Origin of the sequence: Ruegeria marisrubri, from assembly GCF_001507595.1 — a bacterium.
In the GTDB taxonomy this organism is placed as follows: Bacteria; Pseudomonadota; Alphaproteobacteria; order Rhodobacterales; family Rhodobacteraceae; genus Ruegeria; species Ruegeria marisrubri.
Map to the genome: position 1 here is coordinate 136,930 of NZ_LQBQ01000037.1, position 18,510 is coordinate 155,439.

An 18,510-nucleotide genomic window follows, 5' to 3' on the forward strand; every position below is an offset into this window, starting at 1 on the left:
GCGGCTCAACAAGGCGCGGCTATTCAGACCGCCGGATCAGGGAGTTTTGATTTAGATGCTTGCCGTTTTCAAGCCCGCCCGCAAGCTGGCCCTTTCCGCCATTGCGCTGGCCACCGCAGCGTTTCTTTCCGCCTGCGAACCGGGGGCAGTCAACACCGGCGGCCCGTCGATCAACACCTCCGAGCCCGTGCCCGTGGCGCTTCTGGTGCCGCGCGGATCGGCGCAGTCGGGGGATGCCGTTCTGGCCCAGAGCCTCGAAAACTCGGCCCGGCTGGCCATGGCCGATCTGCAGAACGTGCAGATCGACCTGCGGGTCTATGACACGGCGGGCGATGCCAATACAGCGGCTGCGGTGGCCCAGCAGGCCGTCGCCGATGGCGCGAAGATCATTCTGGGACCGGTCTATGCCCAGGCGGCCAACTCCGCCGGCCTTGCGGTTCTGAACAAGAACGTCAACGTCCTGTCCTTTTCCAACAACACCAACATCGCGGGCGGCAACGTCTTCGTGCTGGGGCCGACCTTCGACAACACGGCGAACCGCCTGGTGCGCTATGCCGCGCGGCAAGGCAAAAGGAACATGGTCGTCGTCCACAGCAATGACGATGCCGGCCTGCTGGGCCGTGCCGCGATCGAAAAAGCCATCGGCGGCACAAGCGTCAGAAGTGCCGGCAGCGTTGCCTACGAACGGTCTCAGCAGGGGGTCATCGCCTCGGTCCCGACGATCAAGGCCACGGTTGACGCCTCGGGCGCCGACTCGATCTTCCTGACCGCCACGACGGCGGGCGCCCTGCCGCTCTACAGCCAGTTGCTGCCCGAGGCCGGCATTTCCCCGGCGACGACGCAGTTCATCGGCCTGACACGATGGGACATCCCCGCTCAGACGCTGGAACTGCCCGGCGTGCAGGGTGGTTGGTTCGCCCTGCCCGACCCGGTCAAGGCGCAGACCTTCCGGTCGCGGTATCAGGCGACCTATGGCGGCGCCCCGCATCCGATCGGCGGGCTGGCCTATGACGGCATCGCGGCCATCGGCGCGCTGGTCGGATCGGGCAAGTCGAACGCCCTGACCGGTGCCGCGCTGACCCAGAGCGCGGGTTTCCAAGGTGTTGGCGGCATCTTCCGTTTGCTGCCGGACGGCACCAATGAGAGGGGGCTCGCCGTGGCCACGATCCAGAACAAACAGGTGGTTGTGATTGACCCTGCCCCACAAAGTTTCTCCGGTGCCGGCTTCTGATCTGTCAGTCGGCCTCCCGCTGCCGGATGGTGAACTGATCTGTCCGCCCGAGTCGATCTTTGATGCCGAAGACGTTGCCCGCAAGATCGCGGAGGCCGCGAAGACCTGCGAGGACAACGCGACCCTGAGGGCCGAGGCGGTGCGCGTTCTGCGGGACGTTCAGAAATCCGGCCGCGCCGCGATTGCCGAAGCCTTCGCCCGGCAACCGTTCGCGGCGCGCCCTTTGACGCGGGCCTATACCTATCTGACGGACGGGCTGGTGCGCACGGCTCTTCACGTCGCGGGCGAGGTGCTGCACCCCCTGCCCAACCCGACCCAGGGTGAGCGGATCGCCATTCTGGCCGTGGGCGGCTATGGCCGGGGCGAGATGGCGCCGTTTTCGGATGTCGATCTGCTGTTCCTGACGCCCTACAAGATCACCGCCTGGGCCGAAAGCGTCATCGAGTCGATGCTCTACATGCTGTGGGATCTGCGGCTGAAGGTCGGGCATTCCTCGCGCACCATCAAGGACTGCCTGCGACTGGGGGCCGAGGATTTCACCATTCGCACCGCCATGCTGGAACAGCGTTTCCTGGCTGGCCACAAACCCTTGGCGGACGAGTTGGACCGGCAACTCAGGAACGAGCTGTTCAAGGGAACAGGGCGGGAGTTCATCGAGGCCAAGCTCAAGGAGCGCGAAGAGCGCCACCACAAGCAGGGCGAGCGATACATGGTCGAGCCCAACGTCAAGGAGGGCAAGGGCGGGCTGCGCGACCTGCAATCGCTCTATTGGATCGCGAAATACATCTACGGCGTTCACGACGTTGCCGAGCTGGTGCCGCTGGGCCTGTTCACCCGTGAAGAGTTCGACACGTTCGTTCAGGCCGAGGAGTTTCTGTGGGCGGTGCGCTCGCATCTGCATCTGGTGACGGGCCGGGCGAGCGAACAGCTCACCTTCGATCTGCAGGTCGAGGTGGCCGAGCGCATGGGCTACGAGGACCGGGCCGGCCGGCGCGCGGTCGAGATCTTCATGCAGAGATACTTTCGCGAAGCCACCCAGGTCGGAGAGCTGACACGGATCTTCCTGACCAAGCTGGAAGCGGCGCATGTCAAAAGCGAACCCCTGCTCGAACGCATCTTCCGCCGCCGCCGGAAGGTCAAGCCGGGCTACAAGGTGGTGCATGGTCGCCTTGCGGTGGCCGACCCCAGGAAATTCCTCTCGGACAAGGTGAACCTTCTGCGCCTTTTCGAAGAGGGCCTGCGCACGGGGATGCTGATCCACCCGGACGCGATGCGGCTGGTGACGGCCAACCTGCACCTGATCGACGACGAGATGCGCAACGACAAGGAGGCGCAGCGCATCTTCCTTGATCTGATGCTCAAACATGGCAACCCCGAACGCGCCCTGCGCCGGATGAACGAACTGGGCGTGCTGTCGGCCTTCATCCCCGAGTTCGAGCCGATCGTGGCGATGATGCAGTTCAACATGTATCACAGCTACACGGTGGACGAGCATACCATCCAGTGCATCATCAACCTGGCCCAGATCGAACGGGGCGAACTGGTCGAGGAACTGCCGCTGGCCTCGTCGATCCTGAAGCGCGGCGTGAACCGCAAGGTTCTGTATGTCGCCCTGCTGTTGCATGACATCGCCAAGGGGCGGCCCGAGGATCACTCGATCCTGGGCGCCAAGATTGCCCGCAAGGTCGCGCCGCGGCTGGGGCTGAACAAGAAGGAATGTGAAACGGTCGAATGGCTGGTGCGTTATCACCTGCTGATGTCGGACATGGCGCAGAAACGCGACATTTCCGACCCGCGCACGGTGCGGGATTTTGCCAAGGCCGTGAAAACCGTCAAACGGCTGGACCTTCTGACGGTTCTGACGGTCTGCGACATCCGCGGCGTCGGCCCGAACACCTGGAACAACTGGAAGGCCACTCTGTTGCGGGCCCTGCACGCGGAAACCAAGCGCGCGCTGGAAACCGGGATGGAGGACCTCAACCGCGCCAATCGCGGCGCCGAGGCCAAGAAGGCCCTGCGCGAGGCGCTGTCAGACTGGCCCAAGGCCGATCTCAAGGCCGAGACCTCACGGCATTACGACCCGTATTGGCAGGGCCTCAACCTGTCGACCCATATGGAGTTCGCCAAGATGCTGCGGGCGCTCGAGGCCAGCGGCGATCCCGGCGCGATGGAGATCCATCTGGATCCGGACGAAGACCGCGACGCGACCCGCGCCTGTTTCGCCATGACCGACCATCCGGGCATTTTCGCACGCATTGCCGGCGCCCTGGCCCTGGTCGGGGCCAACGTGGTGGATGCGCGCAGCTACACCACCAAGGACGGCTACGTTACCGACGCCTTCTGGATTCAGGATGCCGAGGGCCACCCCTTCGAGGCGTCCCGCCTGCCCCGCCTGACCCAGATGATCCACAAGACGCTCAAGGGTGAGGTGGTCGCACGCGATGCCCTGAAGTCCCGCGACAAGATCAAGAAACGGGAAAAGGCGTTCAACGTTCCGACCCATATCACCTTCGACAACGAGGGGTCCGAAATCTACACGATCATCGAGGTGGACACCCGCGACCGGCCCGGCCTGCTGTATGATCTGGCACGCACGCTGGCGGCGGCGAATGTCTATATCGCCAACGCCGTCATCGCGACCTATGGCGAGCAGGTCGTGGATACCTTCTATGTCAAGGACATGTTCGGTCTGAAATACCATTCCGAGGCCAAGCAGCGCGGCCTCGAGGCCAAGCTGCGCAAAGCCATTGCCGAAGGCGCGGAGCGCGCGGCTTCATGAAGCAGATCCGTCTGATCTCGGGCCTGTTCACGGTCGGCTTCTGGACTCTGGCCAGCCGGGTCCTGGGGTTCCTGCGCGAGGTGCTGCTGACCGCCTTCATCGGCCCGGGCCCGGTGATGGATGCTTTCGTCGCCGCCTTTCGCCTGCCCAACATGTTCCGCCGGTTCTTTGCCGAAGGCGCGTTCAACGCGGCTTTCGTGCCCATGTTCTCCAAGCGGCTGGAGGGCGAGGAAGATGCCGAGGGTTTCGCGCAGGACGCGTTCAACCTGCTCAATGCGGCGGTGCTGGCGCTGATCGGTCTGGCGATGATCTTCATGCCCGCGCTGGTCTGGATCACGGCCGAAGGGTTCTATGGTGACGAGCGCTTCGACCTGGCGGTCAGTTATGGCTATGTCGTGTTCCCCTATATCCTGTTCATGTCGCTGGCCGCCCTGTTCTCGGGCGTTCTGAACGCGACCGGCCGGTTCGCCGCCGCCGCTGCGGCACCGGTGCTGCTGAACATCTTCGCCTGCGCCGCCATGGTCGCCGGCGCCCTCTCGGGCGGCGAGGTCGTCATGTGGCTGATCTGGGTGATACCGCTGGCCGGTGTCGCGCAGCTTGCTCTGGTCTGGGTCGCGACAGAGCGGGCCGGCATCCGCATTCGCCCCGGCCTGCCGCGCCTCACCCCGGAAATGCGGCGCATGTTCCGCGTGGCCGTTCCAGCCGCACTGGCCATGGGGGTGACGCAGGTGAATCTTGTCGTCGGGCAACTGGTTGCCTCCAAGACCGAAAAGGCGGTCAGCTGGCTGTTTGCGGCCGACCGGCTGTATCAGCTGCCCCTGGGGGTCGTCGGCATCGCCGTGGGCATCGTCCTGCTGCCCGACCTGTCCAGACGCCTGCGGGCGGGCGACGATGACGGTGCCCGCAACGCCCTGTCGCGGGCCGGAGAGTTCTCGCTGCTGCTGACCATCCCGTCGACGGTCGCGCTGATGGTTGCGCCGCTGCCGCTGGTCTCGGTCCTGTTCGAGCGCGGGCAGTTCGGCCCGGATGACAGCGCGGCCACCGCCTTGGCCGTTGCGATCTACGGGATCGGCCTGCCCTCTTTCATGCTGCAAAAACTGCTGCAGCCGCTGTTTTTTGCGCGCGAGGACACGAAATCGCCCTTCCGCTACGCGGTCGTCGCGATGGTGGTCAATGCCGGGCTGGCCTTCGGCCTCTATCCATTGGTGGGGTGGATTGCCCCGGCGATCGCCACCTCGGTGGCCGGTTGGGTGATGGTCGGCCTGCTGGTCCTCGGCTCGCGCCGCATGGGAGAGGTGGCCCGGTTCGATGCCCGCTTTCATGCGCGGGCATGGCGCATCGTGGCGGCCTCGGCGATCATGGGGGCCGCGCTTTTCGCCATCGTGCAGATGTTCGGCTGGGCCTTCGAGGTTCCAAGCTGGCGCTACCTGGCGCTGTTGGGGTTGGTCGTTTGCGCCGGGCTTGTCTATTTCATCGCAGCCCAGATGCTGGGCGCATTCCGCATCTCGGAACTCAGGGGAGCGTTGCGCCGGTCATGAGCAAGCTGGAATGTCCCGCCGGAACGGTCCTTTTTCGCCCCGGTCAGGAATGCCCCGGATATGTCCGGCTGCATGAGGGATCGATCCGGGTCAGCCTGACCGCCGCGAACGGGCGCGAGGTGGTGCTCTATCGCGTCGGCCCCGGCGATGTCTGCCTGCAGACCTTCGCCTGCCTGACCGAAGGGCGCAGCTATTCCGCCGAGGGCGTCGCGGAAACCCCGATCAAGGGGGAAATCCTGCCGCATGACAGCTTTCGCCGGGCAATGGCGAGCGATGACGCATTCCGTGCCGAGGTTCTGGGCGCCGTGGCCCGGCGCTTTGCCGATTTCGAGCAACTGGTCGAGGATGTGGCGCTGACAGGGTTCGATGCCCGGCTCGCCCGGGTTCTGCTGCGTCTGGCGCGGCACGACGTGGTGCACGCGACCCATGACGCGCTGGCGGCCGAAACCGCATCGGGCCGCGCCTTTGTCAGCCGGCGTCTGGCCGAATTCGCGCGACAGGGGCTTGTGGCCTTGGCGCGGGGCCGGATCAGCCTGCTGGACCGGGCCGGATTGGAACGACTTGCCGCAGATGAACGGTGACACTGTCACCGACTGCAAACGCGGAACAGGGCAGAACGGGTTCGCAAATCGAATCCAATCGATCCGAAAAGGAGTTCCGCAATGATCCGCAACGAAGGCACCATCGACCGCGCCGCCCGTGTTGTTCTGGGCCTGATCCTTCTGTCCCTGACCTTCACCGGGCCGCAGACCATGTGGGGTCTGGTTGGCCTTGTGCCTCTGCTGACCGGTCTTCTGGGCTATTGCCCGCTGTACCGGATCTTTGGCCTCAGCACCTGCCCGATGAAGAAATGACGTGGTGCGACCCGGCGCTGCGCCGGGTCAATCCCGCCGCAGGCGGCTGACGAGCCGCGCCCAGCCTCCGGGCGCGACCAGGAAGGACAGGCCAAAGCCGGTTGCAAAGCCGCCCAGATCGGCCACCCAGTCCGAGGTGCCGCCGAAGAGCAGGCCGAACAGCAGCTGAATACCCATCAGCACGGCAATCAGGTTGAAGGCGCGGCCCTGGTTTTCCCCGACCAGAGACAACCTGCGCCACAGAAGCCAGGTGAACGCGCCGATCAGCCCGTAAACGGGCGGGAAGCCACCGATCAGCGGAAAGCGCGGATCCAGAAACACCGTATAGGCCAGCGCCCCGCCGACACCGGACAGAACAAAGATCAAGAGCATCTGGAACCCGCCAAAGACCTCTCCCACCATCTTGCCCATGGCCAGAACGAAGACGCAGACGAAAAGCGCCTGCGTGAAGCTGCCATGCACGAAGGGATAGGTGACGAAACGGATCACATGCTCGGCCGGCCAGCGCCCCACCTCGATCATCCAGTTGAGGATGTCGGCGGAAAAGGCGTAAGCCTGGATCGCGGACAGCCGCCAGCCCACGGCCTCGGGTCCGCCGACCAGCCCGCGGGCACCCAGCGAAAAGGCCAACTCGATCCCCATGATGAACAGCACCAGCGCCACCACGGCGGGCGGCAGTGGGTTCACTGCGGGTGTGTAATTGTCACTGCTCATGGGCTGGCCTTTCGCGGCGGTTGACGTCCCTTGGCCTCATGGGTAAGCGACGGGGGCTCATTTTTCCAGACGGGAGTTCCCTTCCATGACCGAAACCAAGTTCACGCCGCGCGTGTTTTCCGGCATTCAGCCCTCGGGCGGGTTGACGCTGGGCAACTACCTGGGCGCGATGAAACGCTTCGTGGAAATGCAGGGACCGGAGTTCGAAACCATCTACTGCATGGTCGATCTCCACGCGATCACCGTCTGGCAGGATCCCGCCGCGCTTACCCGCAACACGCGCGAACTGTGCGCGGGCTTCATCGCCGCCGGCATCGACCCGGAACAGTCGATCCTGTTCAACCAGTCCCAGGTGCCCGAGCACGCGCAGCTGGCCTGGATCTTCAACTGCGTCGCCCGCATGGGCTGGATGCAGCGGATGACCCAGTGGAAGGACAAGGCCGGCAAGAACCAGCAGAACGCCTCGCTGGGCCTGTTTGCGTATCCCTCGCTGATGGCGGCGGACATCCTGCTGTATCACGCCACCCATGTGCCGGTGGGCGAAGACCAGAAACAGCACCTCGAGCTGACCCGCGACATCGCCATCAAGTTCAACAACGACTATGGCGTCGATTTCTTCCCGGTGACCGAGCCGGTCATCGAAGGCGCCGCGACCCGGGTGATGAGCCTGCGCGACGGCACCAAGAAGATGTCGAAATCCGACCCGTCGGACATGAGCCGCATCAACATGACCGACGATGCGGACACGATCGCGCTGAAGATCCGCAAGGCGCGCACCGACCCGGACCCGCTGCCCGAAACGCTGGAGGGGCTGGAGGACCGCCCCGAGGCGCGCAACCTGGTGAACATCTATGCGGCGCTGGCCGATCTGACGCCCGAACAGGTGATCGCCGAACATGCCGGGCAGATGTTCGGCACCTTCAAGCCCTCGCTGGCGGATCTGGCCGTGGCCAAGCTGTCGCCCATCTCGACCGAGATGGCGCGGCTGATGGACGACCCGGCCGAGATCGACCGGATCCTCGCCCGCGGCGCCGAGCGCGCCCGCGAGATCTCGGTTCCGGTCCTGCGTCGCACTTACGAAATCGTGGGCATGGTCGGGGCTGTCTCAGCCTGATCCCCGTCTCGACGCCAGACAGAAAAAGGGCCGCCCCGAGGGGCGGCCCAAGTTCTTTCAACGGGTCGCTTCTCAGGCGGCCTCTTGATGCAGGATCTCGTGCACGATCGCCTCGGCCACGTCGTTCGGGCTGACCGACTGGGCGATCGCACGGGTGAGAATGCGGTCCATGGTCCGGTCCAGCGCCTCGAGCTTTTCGGCAACCCATTCCTCGCGGTTGGCGATGTGCAGGATTTCCGTGGCCACGTTGATGATGCCGCCGCCATTGGCGACGAAATCGGGCGCGTAGAGAATGCCGCGCTCGTGCAGGCGCTGACCGTCTTCTTCGGTTGCAAGCTGGTTGTTGGCCCCGCCCGCGACGGCGCCGACCTTGAGCTGCGGAATGGTGGTTTCGTTCAGCACGGCGCCGATGGCGCAGGGGGCGAAAATTTCGGCCTCGACCGCATAGATCTCGTCGGGCGCCACCGGCGTGGCCCCGAATTCCCCGGCGACCGCGGCAACCTGCGCGGCATCGATATCGGTGACGATCAGCTTGGCGCCCGCCTCGTGCAGCAGGCGGCACAGGTGATAGCCCACATGGCCCAGCCCCTGCACGGAAACCGTCTTGCCGGTCAGGTCCGCCGAACCGAAGCGATGGCGCGCGGTGGTGCGGATCGCGTTGAAGATGCCGCGGGCCGTGATCGGCGACGGGTCGCCGCTGGCGAACTCGCCATCCGCCAGACCGGCCACGAAACGGGTTTCCTGCCCGATCAGGGCCATGTCCTCGGGGCTCATGCCCATGTCCTCGGCGGTCCAGTAGCGGCCTTCGAGGCTTTGAACCGCACGGCCAAAGGCGCGCAACAGCGCAGGCGTCTTTTCCGTTGCCGGGTCACCGATGATGACGGCCTTTCCGCCCCCCAAGGGCAGATTGGCGGCGGCGTTCTTGTAGGTCATTCCGCGCGACAGGCGGAGCGCGTCGTTCAGGGCTTCGTCCGGGTGTCCATACGGCCGCATCCGAACCCCACCCGCAGCAGGGCCCAGCTGAGTCGAATGAATGGCGATAAACCCTTTCAGACCACTGGCTGCATCTTCGAACCGGATGACTTGCTCGTGCTCGGGTGTATCGACGGTAGTGATTTTCATGTCTCTGTATCTCTCCTCGGGTGAGTTCACAGATTTTCCCACAAACATCGTGGCGATTTTCACCAAGATTGCCCGCCAACCCGTCTTATGTTAGAGTTTTTCACCAATCTCGAATTGGATTTTGGTGACATTTCGCGATGGACCGCATAGACCGAAAGATTGTACGCGCCCTGCAGAAAAACGGGCGCATGACGATCACCGAACTGGCCGAATCCGTGGGCCTGTCGGCGACCCCCTGTTCGCGCCGCCTGGACCGGCTGGAAAAGGAGGGAGTCATCACCGGATACGCCGCGCAGGTGGATCCGGGCAAGCTGGGCTTTGGCGTTTCGATCTTTGTCTCGGTGGAACTCGACAAGCAGGACCGCGCGGCCATCGATGCCTTCGAACGCGCCATCCGCCTGTGCGATGAGGTCATGGAATGTTACCTGATGACCGGCTCGCGCGACATCCTGCTGCGGGTCGTGGCGCCGGACCTGTCGGCCTTTGATGCCTTTCTCGAGAACCGGCTGATGCAGATTCCGGGCATTCGCAACCTGCGCTCGAACTTCGCCCTGCGCACCATGGTCAAACGCGAAGCCCTGCCCATGCCGGACTGACGAAAAGGTCTGGACCTATGACCCACCCGGCCCTACGCTCTGCCCAAACCGATGGAGAGAAAAATGGCAACGGGCACGAACATCCGCACCTATTTCGATGGCAAATGGCATGACGGTGACACGCCGATCATGCGCGCTGCCGATCATGGCGCATGGCTGGGCTCGTCGGTGTTCGACGGCGCGCGCTATGTCAATGGCCTGGCCCCCGACCTCGAGGCGCATTGCGCCCGCACCAACCGGTCCGCCGAGGCGCTGATGCTGACCCCGACGGTCTCGACCGAACAGATGGTCGAGATCATCCGCGAGGGGCTGGAAGCCTATGGCCGGGACAAGGCCGTTTACATCCGGCCGATGTATTGGGGAATCGACGGAGATGCGACGGCCATCGTTCCGAAAGAGGACAAGACCGGTTTCGCCGTGTGTCTCGAGGAAATCCCCCTGGCGCCCCCGACGGCCTCGGTCACGCTGACCACCACCCGCTTCCGCCGCCCGGTGCTGGAAAATGCCGTGGTCAACGCAAAGGCCGGGTGCCTGTACCCGAACAATGCCCGCATGCTGCGCGAAGCGCGTGCCAAGGGGTTCGGCAATGCGCTGGTGGCCGATGCGATGGGCAACGTGGCCGAGACCGCCACGGCCAACATATTCATGGTCAAGGATGGCGAGGTTTTCACCCCCATCGCCAACGGCACTTTCTTGGCGGGGATCACGCGGGCGCGGCACATGAAGAACTTGCGCGAGGATGGCGTGAAGGTGCACGAAGCCGTGCTGACCTTCGAGGATTTCCACGGGGCGGACGAGGTGTTCATGTCGGGCAACATGAACAAGGTGACCCCGGTGACGGCATTCGAGGACACGCAATACCAGATCGGGCCGATCGCGCGCCGCGCGCGCGAGCTTTATTGGGACTGGGCCGCGTCGCACGGCTGATCGTGCGTTACATCGACTCTGTTGCCAGCCAATCCTGGGTCGGGCATGATCCCGGCAAACAGAAAGGGTACCGATGCGCAAGTTCCTGGTCATCTTGGACGACAGTCGTGAATGCCTCAACGCGATGCGTTTCGCGGCCATGCGTGCGGCGCATACCGGCGGCGGCGTGACGATTCTTTCCGTGATTCCGCCGGACGAGTTCAATCACTGGATCGGCGTCGGAGAAGTCATGCGCGAAGAAGCGCGGGAACGGATCCACGCGCATTTCGAGGTCTTTGCCAAGTGGATGCGGGACAAGCAGGGCATCGAGCCCGAACTGGCGATCCGCGAAGGCGAACCGGTACCCGAGATCATCGCCCATATCAAGTCGGACCCGGAAATCGGGGTGCTGGTTCTGGGCGCGGGGACAGACAAGAAGGGGCCGGGCCCCCTGATCACCCAGCTCAGCCGGAATTCCGGGAGTCTTCCGATCCCGATCACCATCGTGCCGGGCGACCTGAGCAAGGAGAAGCTCGAAGAGATCACCTAGACCGGAAATCTTAGAATCATTCCAAACTCTTGACTTGGCAGAACCGACGGCGCATATCCAAGTCAACTATCACGGAGTCACAAATGTTCATCCAGACCGAATCCACCCCGAACCCGGCAACGCTGAAGTTTCTGCCCGGTCAGACCGTGCTGGAGGTGGGCACCGCCGATTTCCCCTCGGCCGAGGCGGCAGTGAAATCGCCGCTGGCGGCCCGCATCTTTGCGGTGAACGGCGTGACCGGCGTTTTCTTCGGCAATGATTTCGTGACCGTGACCAAGGCCGAAGGCGTCGAATGGGATCACATCAAGCCCGCCATTCTTGGCGCGGTGATGGAGCATTACCAGTCCGGTCAGCCGGTGATGGGCGCCGAGGGCGAAGGCGCCTCGGGCCATGCGGAACACAGTGGTGAAGATTCCGAAATCGTCAACCAGATCAAGGAATTGCTGGACAGCCGGGTGCGCCCTGCCGTGGCTCAGGACGGCGGCGACATCACCTTCCACGGGTTCGACCGCGGCGTGGTCTACCTGCACATGCAAGGTGCCTGCGCCGGGTGCCCCTCTTCGACCCTGACGCTGAAGATGGGGATCGAGAACCTGCTGCGCCATTACATCCCCGAGGTGACAGAGGTGCGCCCCGTTGCCGTCTGAAGCCCTGATCCTCGGTTTTGACACATCGGCCGCGCATTGCGCGGCCGCTTTGTTGCACGGGGATCGGATCGTGCGATCCGTCGCCGAGGAAATGAAACGCGGACAGGCCGAACGGTTGATGCCCTTGCTGGAGGAGTTGCTGGCGGACACCGGTGCGTCCTGGGCCGAGATCCGCGCGCTCGGTGTGGGGGTTGGCCCTGGAAACTTCACCGGCATCCGGATCTCGGTTTCGGCCGCGCGTGGACTGGCGCTGGGTCTTGGCATTCCGGCGGTCGGCGTGACCGGCTTCGAGGCGCGGGCTCTCTATGCCCCGGCTGGGCACCTGCCCGCGATTCCGGCCCCGCGAGAACAACTCTATGTTCATGCGCCCGGTCAGGCACCGGCCCTGCTTCCCGCAAGCGAAGCGGAGTCGCTCGGACGGCTCCATGTCGATGATACACCGTCATCCCTTGCCGAAGCGGTCGCGCGGGTCGCGGCTTCGCGGTGGCGCGACACGGCCGCCCCCCCCGCACCACTTTATGTCAGACCGGCGGACGCGGCCCCTTCGCGCGACCTCCCTCCGGTCTTGCTGGACTGATGAGCCCCGAAGAAATGGCGGTCGTCCACGCGGCGGCCTTCACCCAGTCGCGCCCCTGGCGCGCGGACGAGTTTCGCGAGCTTCTGTCCAACAATTTCACCCACAGCGTCGGGAACAACCAGTGTTTCGCCGTCTTCCAAGTGATCGCCGACGAAGCCGAATTGCTGACCATCGCCACGCACCCTTACTACCAGCGCAAGGGCCTTGCCCGCCTTCTGATGGAAAGCTGGCAGAACGAGGCGGCGCGCCTCGGGGCGAAACGCGCCTTTCTCGACGTGGCGGCTGACAACATTCCGGCCATTGCACTCTACGAAAGCTGCGGTTACACGCGCTGCGGAATTCGCAAGGGCTACTATCGGCGCCCCACCGGAACGAACGTGGATGCGATACTGATGGAACGCCCATTGCCCTAAGGGCAGCCTCGCGGATTTCGGACCATCTGGTCAAAAAGCGGTTGACCGTCGATCCTGCAAACGGCCTTAATTGCCAGCATGACGGCAGTTCTGCTCGCTTTGGGTGGGGCTTTGGGGCACAACTGCGCCCCGGAACGATAAAACCAACGGGAGTACAAAATGACCTTGATGAAATCCATGATGAGTGCTGCGGCGGCCCTTGCGCTGACTGCGGGTGCGGCGCTCGCCGAGCCGGCCCTGATCTTCGATCTGGGCGGCAAGTTCGACAAATCGTTCAACGAGGCCGCCCACAACGGCGCGCAGCGCTGGGCCAACGAAACCGGCGGAACCTATCGCGAGATCGAGCTTCAGTCCGAAGCCCAGCGCGAACAGGCCCTGCGCCGCTTTGCCGAGGCTGGCGCAAACCCGGTCATCACCATGGGTTTCGCCATGGCCGATCCGCTGAGCGCAGTGGCCCCCGACTATCCCGACACCAAGTTCGTCGCGGTTGACGTCACCTGGCTGGACGCACCGAACGTCCGCCAGATCGGCTTTGCCGAGCACGAAGGCTCGTATCTGGTCGGCATGCTGGCGGCGATGGCCTCGAAAACCGGCACAGTCGGCTTCATCGGCGGCATGGACATCCCGCTGATTCGCCACTTTGGCTGCGGTTACGCGCAGGGTGCCAAGGCCGTGAACCCCGACATCAAGATCGTCGCCAACATGACCGGCACCACCCCGGCCGCGTGGAACGACCCGGTGAAGGGGTCGGAACTGACCAAGGCGCAGATCAGCCAGGGCGCTGACGTGATCTATGCGGCAGCCGGCGGCACCGGCGTGGGTGTTCTGCAGACCGCGGCGGACGAAGGCATCCTGTCGATCGGCGTGGACAGCAACCAGAACCACCTGCATCCGGGCAAGGTTCTGACCTCGATGCTCAAGCGCGTGGACGTGGCCGTGTATGACGCGATGAAGGCCGGTGAGAACCTGGAGACCGGCGTGTTCACCCTTGGCCTGGCCGAAGACGGCGTAGGTTACGCTCTGGACGAGCACAACGCGCCTCTGATCACCGATGAAATGAAAGCCGCGGTGGACGAGGCCCGCCAGAAGATCATCGACGGAGAGCTGGAAGTCGTAAGCTATTACGAAAACGACAGCTGCCCGGCGCTGCAATTCTGATGTTGCGCGGGACGGGGCATCCCCGTCCCGCACCCATTGTGCCGCTCTCCGATGACCAATAGGCATTTCCCGCAAGGGACACCCAAATCGGAGGGGCGGCCCTTCTGCCCTGAGGACAAGACATGACCGTCCCCGCTATCGAGCTCAAAGGGATCTCGAAATCCTTTGGACCGGTTCAGGCAAACAAGAACATTTCCATCAGCGTCGCGCCCGGTACGATCCACGGGATCATCGGCGAGAACGGCGCGGGCAAGTCCACGCTGATGAGCATTCTCTACGGCTTCTACAAGGCCGACGCCGGAGAGATCTGGATCAACGGCGAAAAGACCGAGATCCCCGACAGCCAGGCGGCCATCGCCGCCGGCATCGGCATGGTGTTCCAGCACTTCAAGCTGGTCGAGAATTTCACGGTTCTGGAAAACATCGTGCTGGGCGCCGAGGACGGGGGCCTGCTTGCGCCGTCGCTGGCCAAGGCGCGCAAGGAACTGGAGGACCTCGAGGAAGAGTATGAACTCTTCGTCGATCCCGACAAGCGCATCGACGAGATCGGCGTCGGCATGCAGCAGCGGGTCGAGATCCTCAAGGCGCTCTACCGCAAGGCCGAGATCCTGATCCTGGACGAGCCGACCGGCGTGCTGACCCCGGCCGAGGCGGATCAGCTGTTCCGCATCCTTCACCGCCTGAAGGAAGAGGGCAAGACGATCATCCTGATCACCCACAAGCTGCGCGAGATCATGGAGGCCACCGATACGGTTTCGGTGATGCGCCGTGGCGAGATGACCGCGACCGTCAAGACCTCGGAAACCAGCCCCGAGCAACTGGCCGAGCTGATGGTGGGTCGCAAGGTGCTGCTGCGGGTGGACAAGGCACCGGCAAAGCCGGGCAAGCCGATCCTCGAGATCGAGAACCTGCGGGTGACCGACGAGGCGGGCGTCGAGCGTGTGAAGGGTATCGACCTGACGGTGCGGGCCGGGGAAATCGTCGGCATCGCCGGCGTCGCCGGGAATGGACAGTCGGAACTGCTCGAGGTGCTGGGCGGGATGCGCCCTGCCACTGGCTCGATCCGGCTGAACGGTGAGTCCCTGCCGCTGAGCGGCCCCGGCGCGGACGGGCAGGCCCGGCGGGCGAGGCATATCGCCCATGTGCCCGAGGACCGGCAGCGCGAGGGCCTGATCATGGAGTTCCATGCCTGGGAAAACGTCGCTTTCGGCTATCACCGCGACCCGGCTTACCAGCGCGGGATCTTCATGGACAACGCCGCCCTGCGCGCCGATACCGAACGCAAGATCGAGAAATTCGACGTCCGCCCCGCCGATGCCTGGTTGGCGGCCAAGAACTTCTCGGGCGGCAACCAGCAAAAGATCGTCGTGGCACGCGAGATCGAGCGCAACCCGGACCTGCTGCTGGTGGGTCAGCCGACGCGCGGTGTCGATATCGGAGCGATCGAATTCATTCACAAGCAGATCGTCGCCCTGCGCGATCAGGGCAAGGCGATCCTGCTGGTCTCGGTGGAGCTTGAGGAGATCTTCTCGCTCTCCGACCGGATCGCCGTGATGTTCGATGGTCATATCATGGGCGAACGTCTGCCCCATGAAACGGATGAAAGAGAACTGGGCCTGCTGATGGCCGGTGTTGCGGGGGAGGCCGCGTAACATGGATAAAATGCCCAAATGGGCCGATGTGGTGCTGATCCCGCTGATCAGCCTGATCCTTGCGGCGATCCTGTCGGCGCTGGTGATCCTCGGTATCGGAGAAGACCCGGTTGCCGCCGTCAAGCTGATGGTGTCGGGTGCGCTCGGCTCGACCTATGGCTGGGGCTATACACTGTATTACGCCACCAATTTCGTGTTCACGGGCCTGGCGGTCGCGGTGGCCTTTCACGCGCGGCTGTTCAACATCGGCGGCGAAGGCCAGGCGATGCTGGGCGGCTTGGGCGTGGCCATGGTCTGTCTCTATGTCCCATGGCCGCATTGGAGCATCGCCCTGCTGGCCGCCATGGCGGCCGCGATGGTGTTCGGCGCGGCCTGGGCGGCGATTCCGGCCTATCTGCAGGCCAAGCGCGGCAGCCATATCGTGATCACCACGATCATGTTCAACTTCATCGCCGCGGCTTTCCTGAACTACATGCTGGTCAACGTGATGCGCCCCGAAGGCTCGATGGACCCGGCGACCGAGCGCTTCCCCGAGGCGGTGCATCTGCCCACGCTGCACGAGCTTCTGGCGCCGATCGGCATCAGCTTTTCCAAGGCCGCACCGGCCAACGTGTCCTTCCTGGTGGCCATTCTGGCCTGTTTCGTGGTCTGGGCGCTGATCTGGCGCACCCGTCTGGGATACGAGATCCGAGCCTATGGACATTCGGAAACCGGCGCGCTCTACGCCGGCATCTCGCCGGTTCGGATCACCATCGTCACCATGCTGATCTCGGGCGCGCTGGCGGGCCTGATGGCGATCAACAACGTCATGGGCGAGGCCGAACGGCTGGTGCTGAACTCGACCGAGGGCGCAGGCTTCATCGGGATCGCCGTGGCCCTGATGGGCCGCTCGCACCCGTTCGGCGTGTTCCTGGCGGCGCTCCTGTTCGGGTTCCTCTATCAGGGCGGCGCCGAGTTGGCGCTGTGGACGTCGATCCCGCGCGAGCTGATCGTGGTCATTCAGGCGCTGGTGATCCTGTTCACCGGGGCGCTGGATAACATGGTGCGGATGCCGCTTGAAAAGCTCTTCCTCAGCCTGCGGAAAGGGTCGGCCTGATGGATTTCCTGACACTCATCCAGATCTTCGACTCGACCATCCGTCTGGCGACACCACTGCTGCTGGCCTGCCTTGCGGGCCTCTATTCCGAGCGCGCGGGCATCTTCGACATCGGGCTGGAAGGCAAGATGCTGATGTCGGCCTTTTTCTCGGCCGCCGTCGCAGCTGTCACCGGGTCCGTCTGGCTCGGGCTGTTGGCCGGGATCGCGTCCTCTCTGCTGCTGGCGGGACTGCACGGGCTGGCCTCGATCACCTTCCGGGGCAACCAGCTGATCTCGGGCGTGGCGATCAACTTTTTGGCCGCCGGCATGACCGTTCTGATCGCGCAGGACTGGTTCCAGCAGGGCGGGCGAACTCCGTCGCTCTTCGGTGGCGCGCGGTTCGAACCCATCGACTGGCCCTTCGCCGAGGCGCTGAGCGGCGTTCCCGTCGTCGGCCCGATCTATTCCGAGCTGCTCTCGGGGCATTCGGTGCTGGTCTACATCGCCTTCCTGGCGGTTCCGGCGACCTGGTGGGTTCTCTATCGCACCCGTTTTGGCCTGCGCCTGCGGGCGGTGGGCGAAAACCCCGCCGCGGTCGATACGGCGGGGGTTTCGGTCGTGGGCCTGCGCTATGCTGCGGTGGCCATCTGCGGCGTGCTCTGCGGCATCGCCGGCGCCTATCTGGCAACGGCCCTGCAGGCCGGGTTCGTAAAGGACATGACCGCGGGGCGTGGCTTCATCGCGCTGGCGGCCCTGATCTTTGCCAAGTGGCGCCCCTGGCACGCCATGTGGGCTTGTCTGCTGTTCGGCCTGCTGCAAGCCGTCGCGCTGCGGTTCCAGAACATCGACCTGGGCGGGGTTGTGATCCCGGTGCAGGCCATGGATGCGCTTCCCTACATCCTGACCGTGGTGATCCTGGCCGGGTTCGTGGGCAAGGCGATCCCGCCCAAGGCCGGCGGCGAACCCTATGTGAAGGAACGCTGATAGAGCCAGTTCGCTGAAAAATGGCGGTCCTGTTCGCTGCAGGGCCGCCTGCTTTGTTGATTTTGCATGTCAAAGCGGCTCTAAGATGAACATGCACGTCTACCTCCCAATCGCTGAAGTTTCGGTGAGCCCCTTTGTCCTTCTGGGCATCGGAGCCTTGGTTGGCGTGCTGTCCGGCATGTTCGGCGTGGGCGGAGGCTTTCTGATCACGCCGCTGCTGTTTCTGATCGGCATTCCCCCGGCGGTGGCCGTCGCCACATCGGCCAATCAGGTGGTCGCTTCGTCTTTCTCGGGTGTCCTGGCGCATTTCAAGAAAAGAACGGTTGACCTGCGGATGGGCGGCGTGCTTGGCGCTCAACTTGGCACCCAAATCGGAGCTCGCCTGAAAGCAGAGCAGCTTAGAATCCTGCTATCCCTGCTGGTTCTGGCTGTTTCCGCAAAGATTGCTTTCGAGTTGCTGCAGCAGCCCGTCGATCTTTTAAATCTTTCCGAACCGGAGGGACACTGATCATGCGTTCCGAGGCACCCAGCCTGGTGAAACCAAGAACCGGAACGAACCCTTTCACCACCAAGGGTCGCCGCCTGAGCATTTTTGTCC

The 18,510-nt window shown here is 64.1% G+C and carries 18 protein-coding genes and 1 pseudogene; 17 read left to right on the plus strand and 2 right to left on the minus strand.

Annotated features, from left to right (window positions below):
* The first annotated feature begins 55 nt into the window (after positions 1–55).
* The 5 genes from AVO45_RS17220 to AVO45_RS17240 all read left to right on the plus strand — a co-directional run bounded on the left by AVO45_RS17220 (position 56) and on the right by AVO45_RS17240 (position 6,402).
* Positions 56–1,231 (plus strand): penicillin-binding protein activator, encoded by a 1,176-nt coding sequence (locus AVO45_RS17220; RefSeq protein ID WP_068349498.1) that lies wholly within the window; start codon positions 56–58, stop codon positions 1,229–1,231.
* A complete protein-coding gene (locus AVO45_RS17225; protein ID WP_068349500.1) occupies positions 1,191–4,010 on the plus strand; it encodes a [protein-PII] uridylyltransferase in 2,820 nt (939 codons plus the stop codon). Before AVO45_RS17220 ends, AVO45_RS17225 begins: the two co-directional genes overlap by 41 nt.
* Positions 4,007–5,548 (plus strand): murein biosynthesis integral membrane protein MurJ, encoded by a 1,542-nt coding sequence (gene murJ, locus AVO45_RS17230; protein ID WP_068349501.1) that lies wholly within the window; start codon positions 4,007–4,009, stop codon positions 5,546–5,548. The genes AVO45_RS17225 and murJ overlap by 4 nt, the downstream gene beginning before the upstream one ends.
* Complete coding sequence (locus tag AVO45_RS17235) at positions 5,545–6,129, plus strand: Crp/Fnr family transcriptional regulator (RefSeq protein ID WP_068349503.1); 585 nt, start codon at positions 5,545–5,547, stop codon at positions 6,127–6,129. Before murJ ends, AVO45_RS17235 begins: the two co-directional genes overlap by 4 nt.
* A gap of 81 nt (positions 6,130–6,210) precedes the next feature.
* The gene (locus tag AVO45_RS17240; RefSeq protein WP_068349505.1) at positions 6,211–6,402 is read left to right on the plus strand and encodes a YgaP family membrane protein; all 192 of its coding nucleotides are present in this window, start codon (positions 6,211–6,213) and stop codon (positions 6,400–6,402) included.
* Between the two features lie 27 nt (positions 6,403–6,429).
* Here AVO45_RS17240 and AVO45_RS17245 read toward each other — a convergent pair whose 3' ends face one another.
* Positions 6,430–7,116 carry a rhomboid family intramembrane serine protease gene (locus tag AVO45_RS17245; RefSeq protein WP_068349507.1) on the minus strand — a complete coding sequence of 229 codons (687 nt, stop codon included), beginning with the start codon at positions 7,114–7,116 and terminating at the stop codon, positions 6,430–6,432.
* 85 nt (positions 7,117–7,201) lie between these two features.
* Between AVO45_RS17245 and trpS the strand changes: the two genes are divergently transcribed.
* Positions 7,202–8,230 carry a tryptophan--tRNA ligase gene (trpS, locus tag AVO45_RS17250; RefSeq protein WP_068349509.1) on the plus strand — a complete coding sequence of 343 codons (1,029 nt, stop codon included), beginning with the start codon at positions 7,202–7,204 and terminating at the stop codon, positions 8,228–8,230.
* 72 nt (positions 8,231–8,302) lie between these two features.
* On the opposite strand, the gene AVO45_RS17255 is transcribed toward trpS, so the two are convergent.
* Positions 8,303–9,352, minus strand: coding sequence for a Glu/Leu/Phe/Val family dehydrogenase (locus AVO45_RS17255; protein WP_068349511.1), 1,050 nt, complete (start codon positions 9,350–9,352; stop codon positions 8,303–8,305).
* 137 nt (positions 9,353–9,489) lie between these two features.
* On the opposite strand from AVO45_RS17255, the gene AVO45_RS17260 reads away from it, so the two are divergent.
* The 11 genes and pseudogenes from AVO45_RS17260 to AVO45_RS17310 form a co-directional block, all read left to right on the plus strand.
* Positions 9,490–9,948 (plus strand): Lrp/AsnC family transcriptional regulator, encoded by a 459-nt coding sequence (locus tag AVO45_RS17260; protein ID WP_068349513.1) that lies wholly within the window; start codon positions 9,490–9,492, stop codon positions 9,946–9,948.
* Between the two features lie 63 nt (positions 9,949–10,011).
* Positions 10,012–10,875 (plus strand): branched-chain amino acid aminotransferase, encoded by an 864-nt coding sequence (locus AVO45_RS17265; RefSeq protein ID WP_068349514.1) that lies wholly within the window; start codon positions 10,012–10,014, stop codon positions 10,873–10,875.
* Between the two features lie 73 nt (positions 10,876–10,948).
* Positions 10,949–11,404, plus strand: coding sequence for a universal stress protein (locus AVO45_RS17270; protein ID WP_068349516.1), 456 nt, complete (start codon positions 10,949–10,951; stop codon positions 11,402–11,404).
* An 83-nt stretch (positions 11,405–11,487) separates the two neighbouring features.
* Positions 11,488–12,051 carry a NifU family protein gene (locus AVO45_RS17275; RefSeq protein ID WP_068349517.1) on the plus strand — a complete coding sequence of 188 codons (564 nt, stop codon included), beginning with the start codon at positions 11,488–11,490 and terminating at the stop codon, positions 12,049–12,051.
* Complete coding sequence (tsaB, locus tag AVO45_RS17280; protein WP_068349519.1) at positions 12,041–12,628, plus strand: tRNA (adenosine(37)-N6)-threonylcarbamoyltransferase complex dimerization subunit type 1 TsaB; 588 nt, start codon at positions 12,041–12,043, stop codon at positions 12,626–12,628. The genes AVO45_RS17275 and tsaB overlap by 11 nt, the downstream gene beginning before the upstream one ends.
* Positions 12,628–13,041, plus strand: coding sequence for a ribosomal protein S18-alanine N-acetyltransferase (gene rimI / locus AVO45_RS17285; protein ID WP_082688860.1), 414 nt, complete (start codon positions 12,628–12,630; stop codon positions 13,039–13,041). Before tsaB ends, rimI begins: the two co-directional genes overlap by 1 nt.
* A 159-nt stretch (positions 13,042–13,200) precedes the next feature.
* The gene (locus AVO45_RS17290) at positions 13,201–14,199 is read left to right on the plus strand and encodes a BMP family lipoprotein (protein ID WP_068349521.1); all 999 of its coding nucleotides are present in this window, start codon (positions 13,201–13,203) and stop codon (positions 14,197–14,199) included.
* Between the two features lie 122 nt (positions 14,200–14,321).
* Entirely contained in the window at positions 14,322–15,851 is a 1,530-nt protein-coding gene (locus tag AVO45_RS17295; RefSeq protein ID WP_068349522.1) for an ABC transporter ATP-binding protein, read from the plus strand.
* A 1-nt stretch (position 15,852) separates the two neighbouring features.
* Entirely contained in the window at positions 15,853–16,947 is a 1,095-nt protein-coding gene (locus tag AVO45_RS17300; RefSeq protein WP_068349524.1) for an ABC transporter permease, read from the plus strand.
* On the plus strand, positions 16,947–17,912 hold the full coding sequence (locus tag AVO45_RS17305; protein ID WP_068349526.1) for an ABC transporter permease: 966 nt from the start codon (positions 16,947–16,949) through the stop codon (positions 17,910–17,912). The genes AVO45_RS17300 and AVO45_RS17305 overlap by 1 nt, the downstream gene beginning before the upstream one ends.
* Positions 17,913–18,003: 91 nt before the next feature.
* Positions 18,004–18,330 (plus strand): annotated as a pseudogene (locus AVO45_RS17310) (sulfite exporter TauE/SafE family protein); the annotation flags it as partial.
* Positions 18,331–18,510 lie beyond the last annotated feature (180 nt).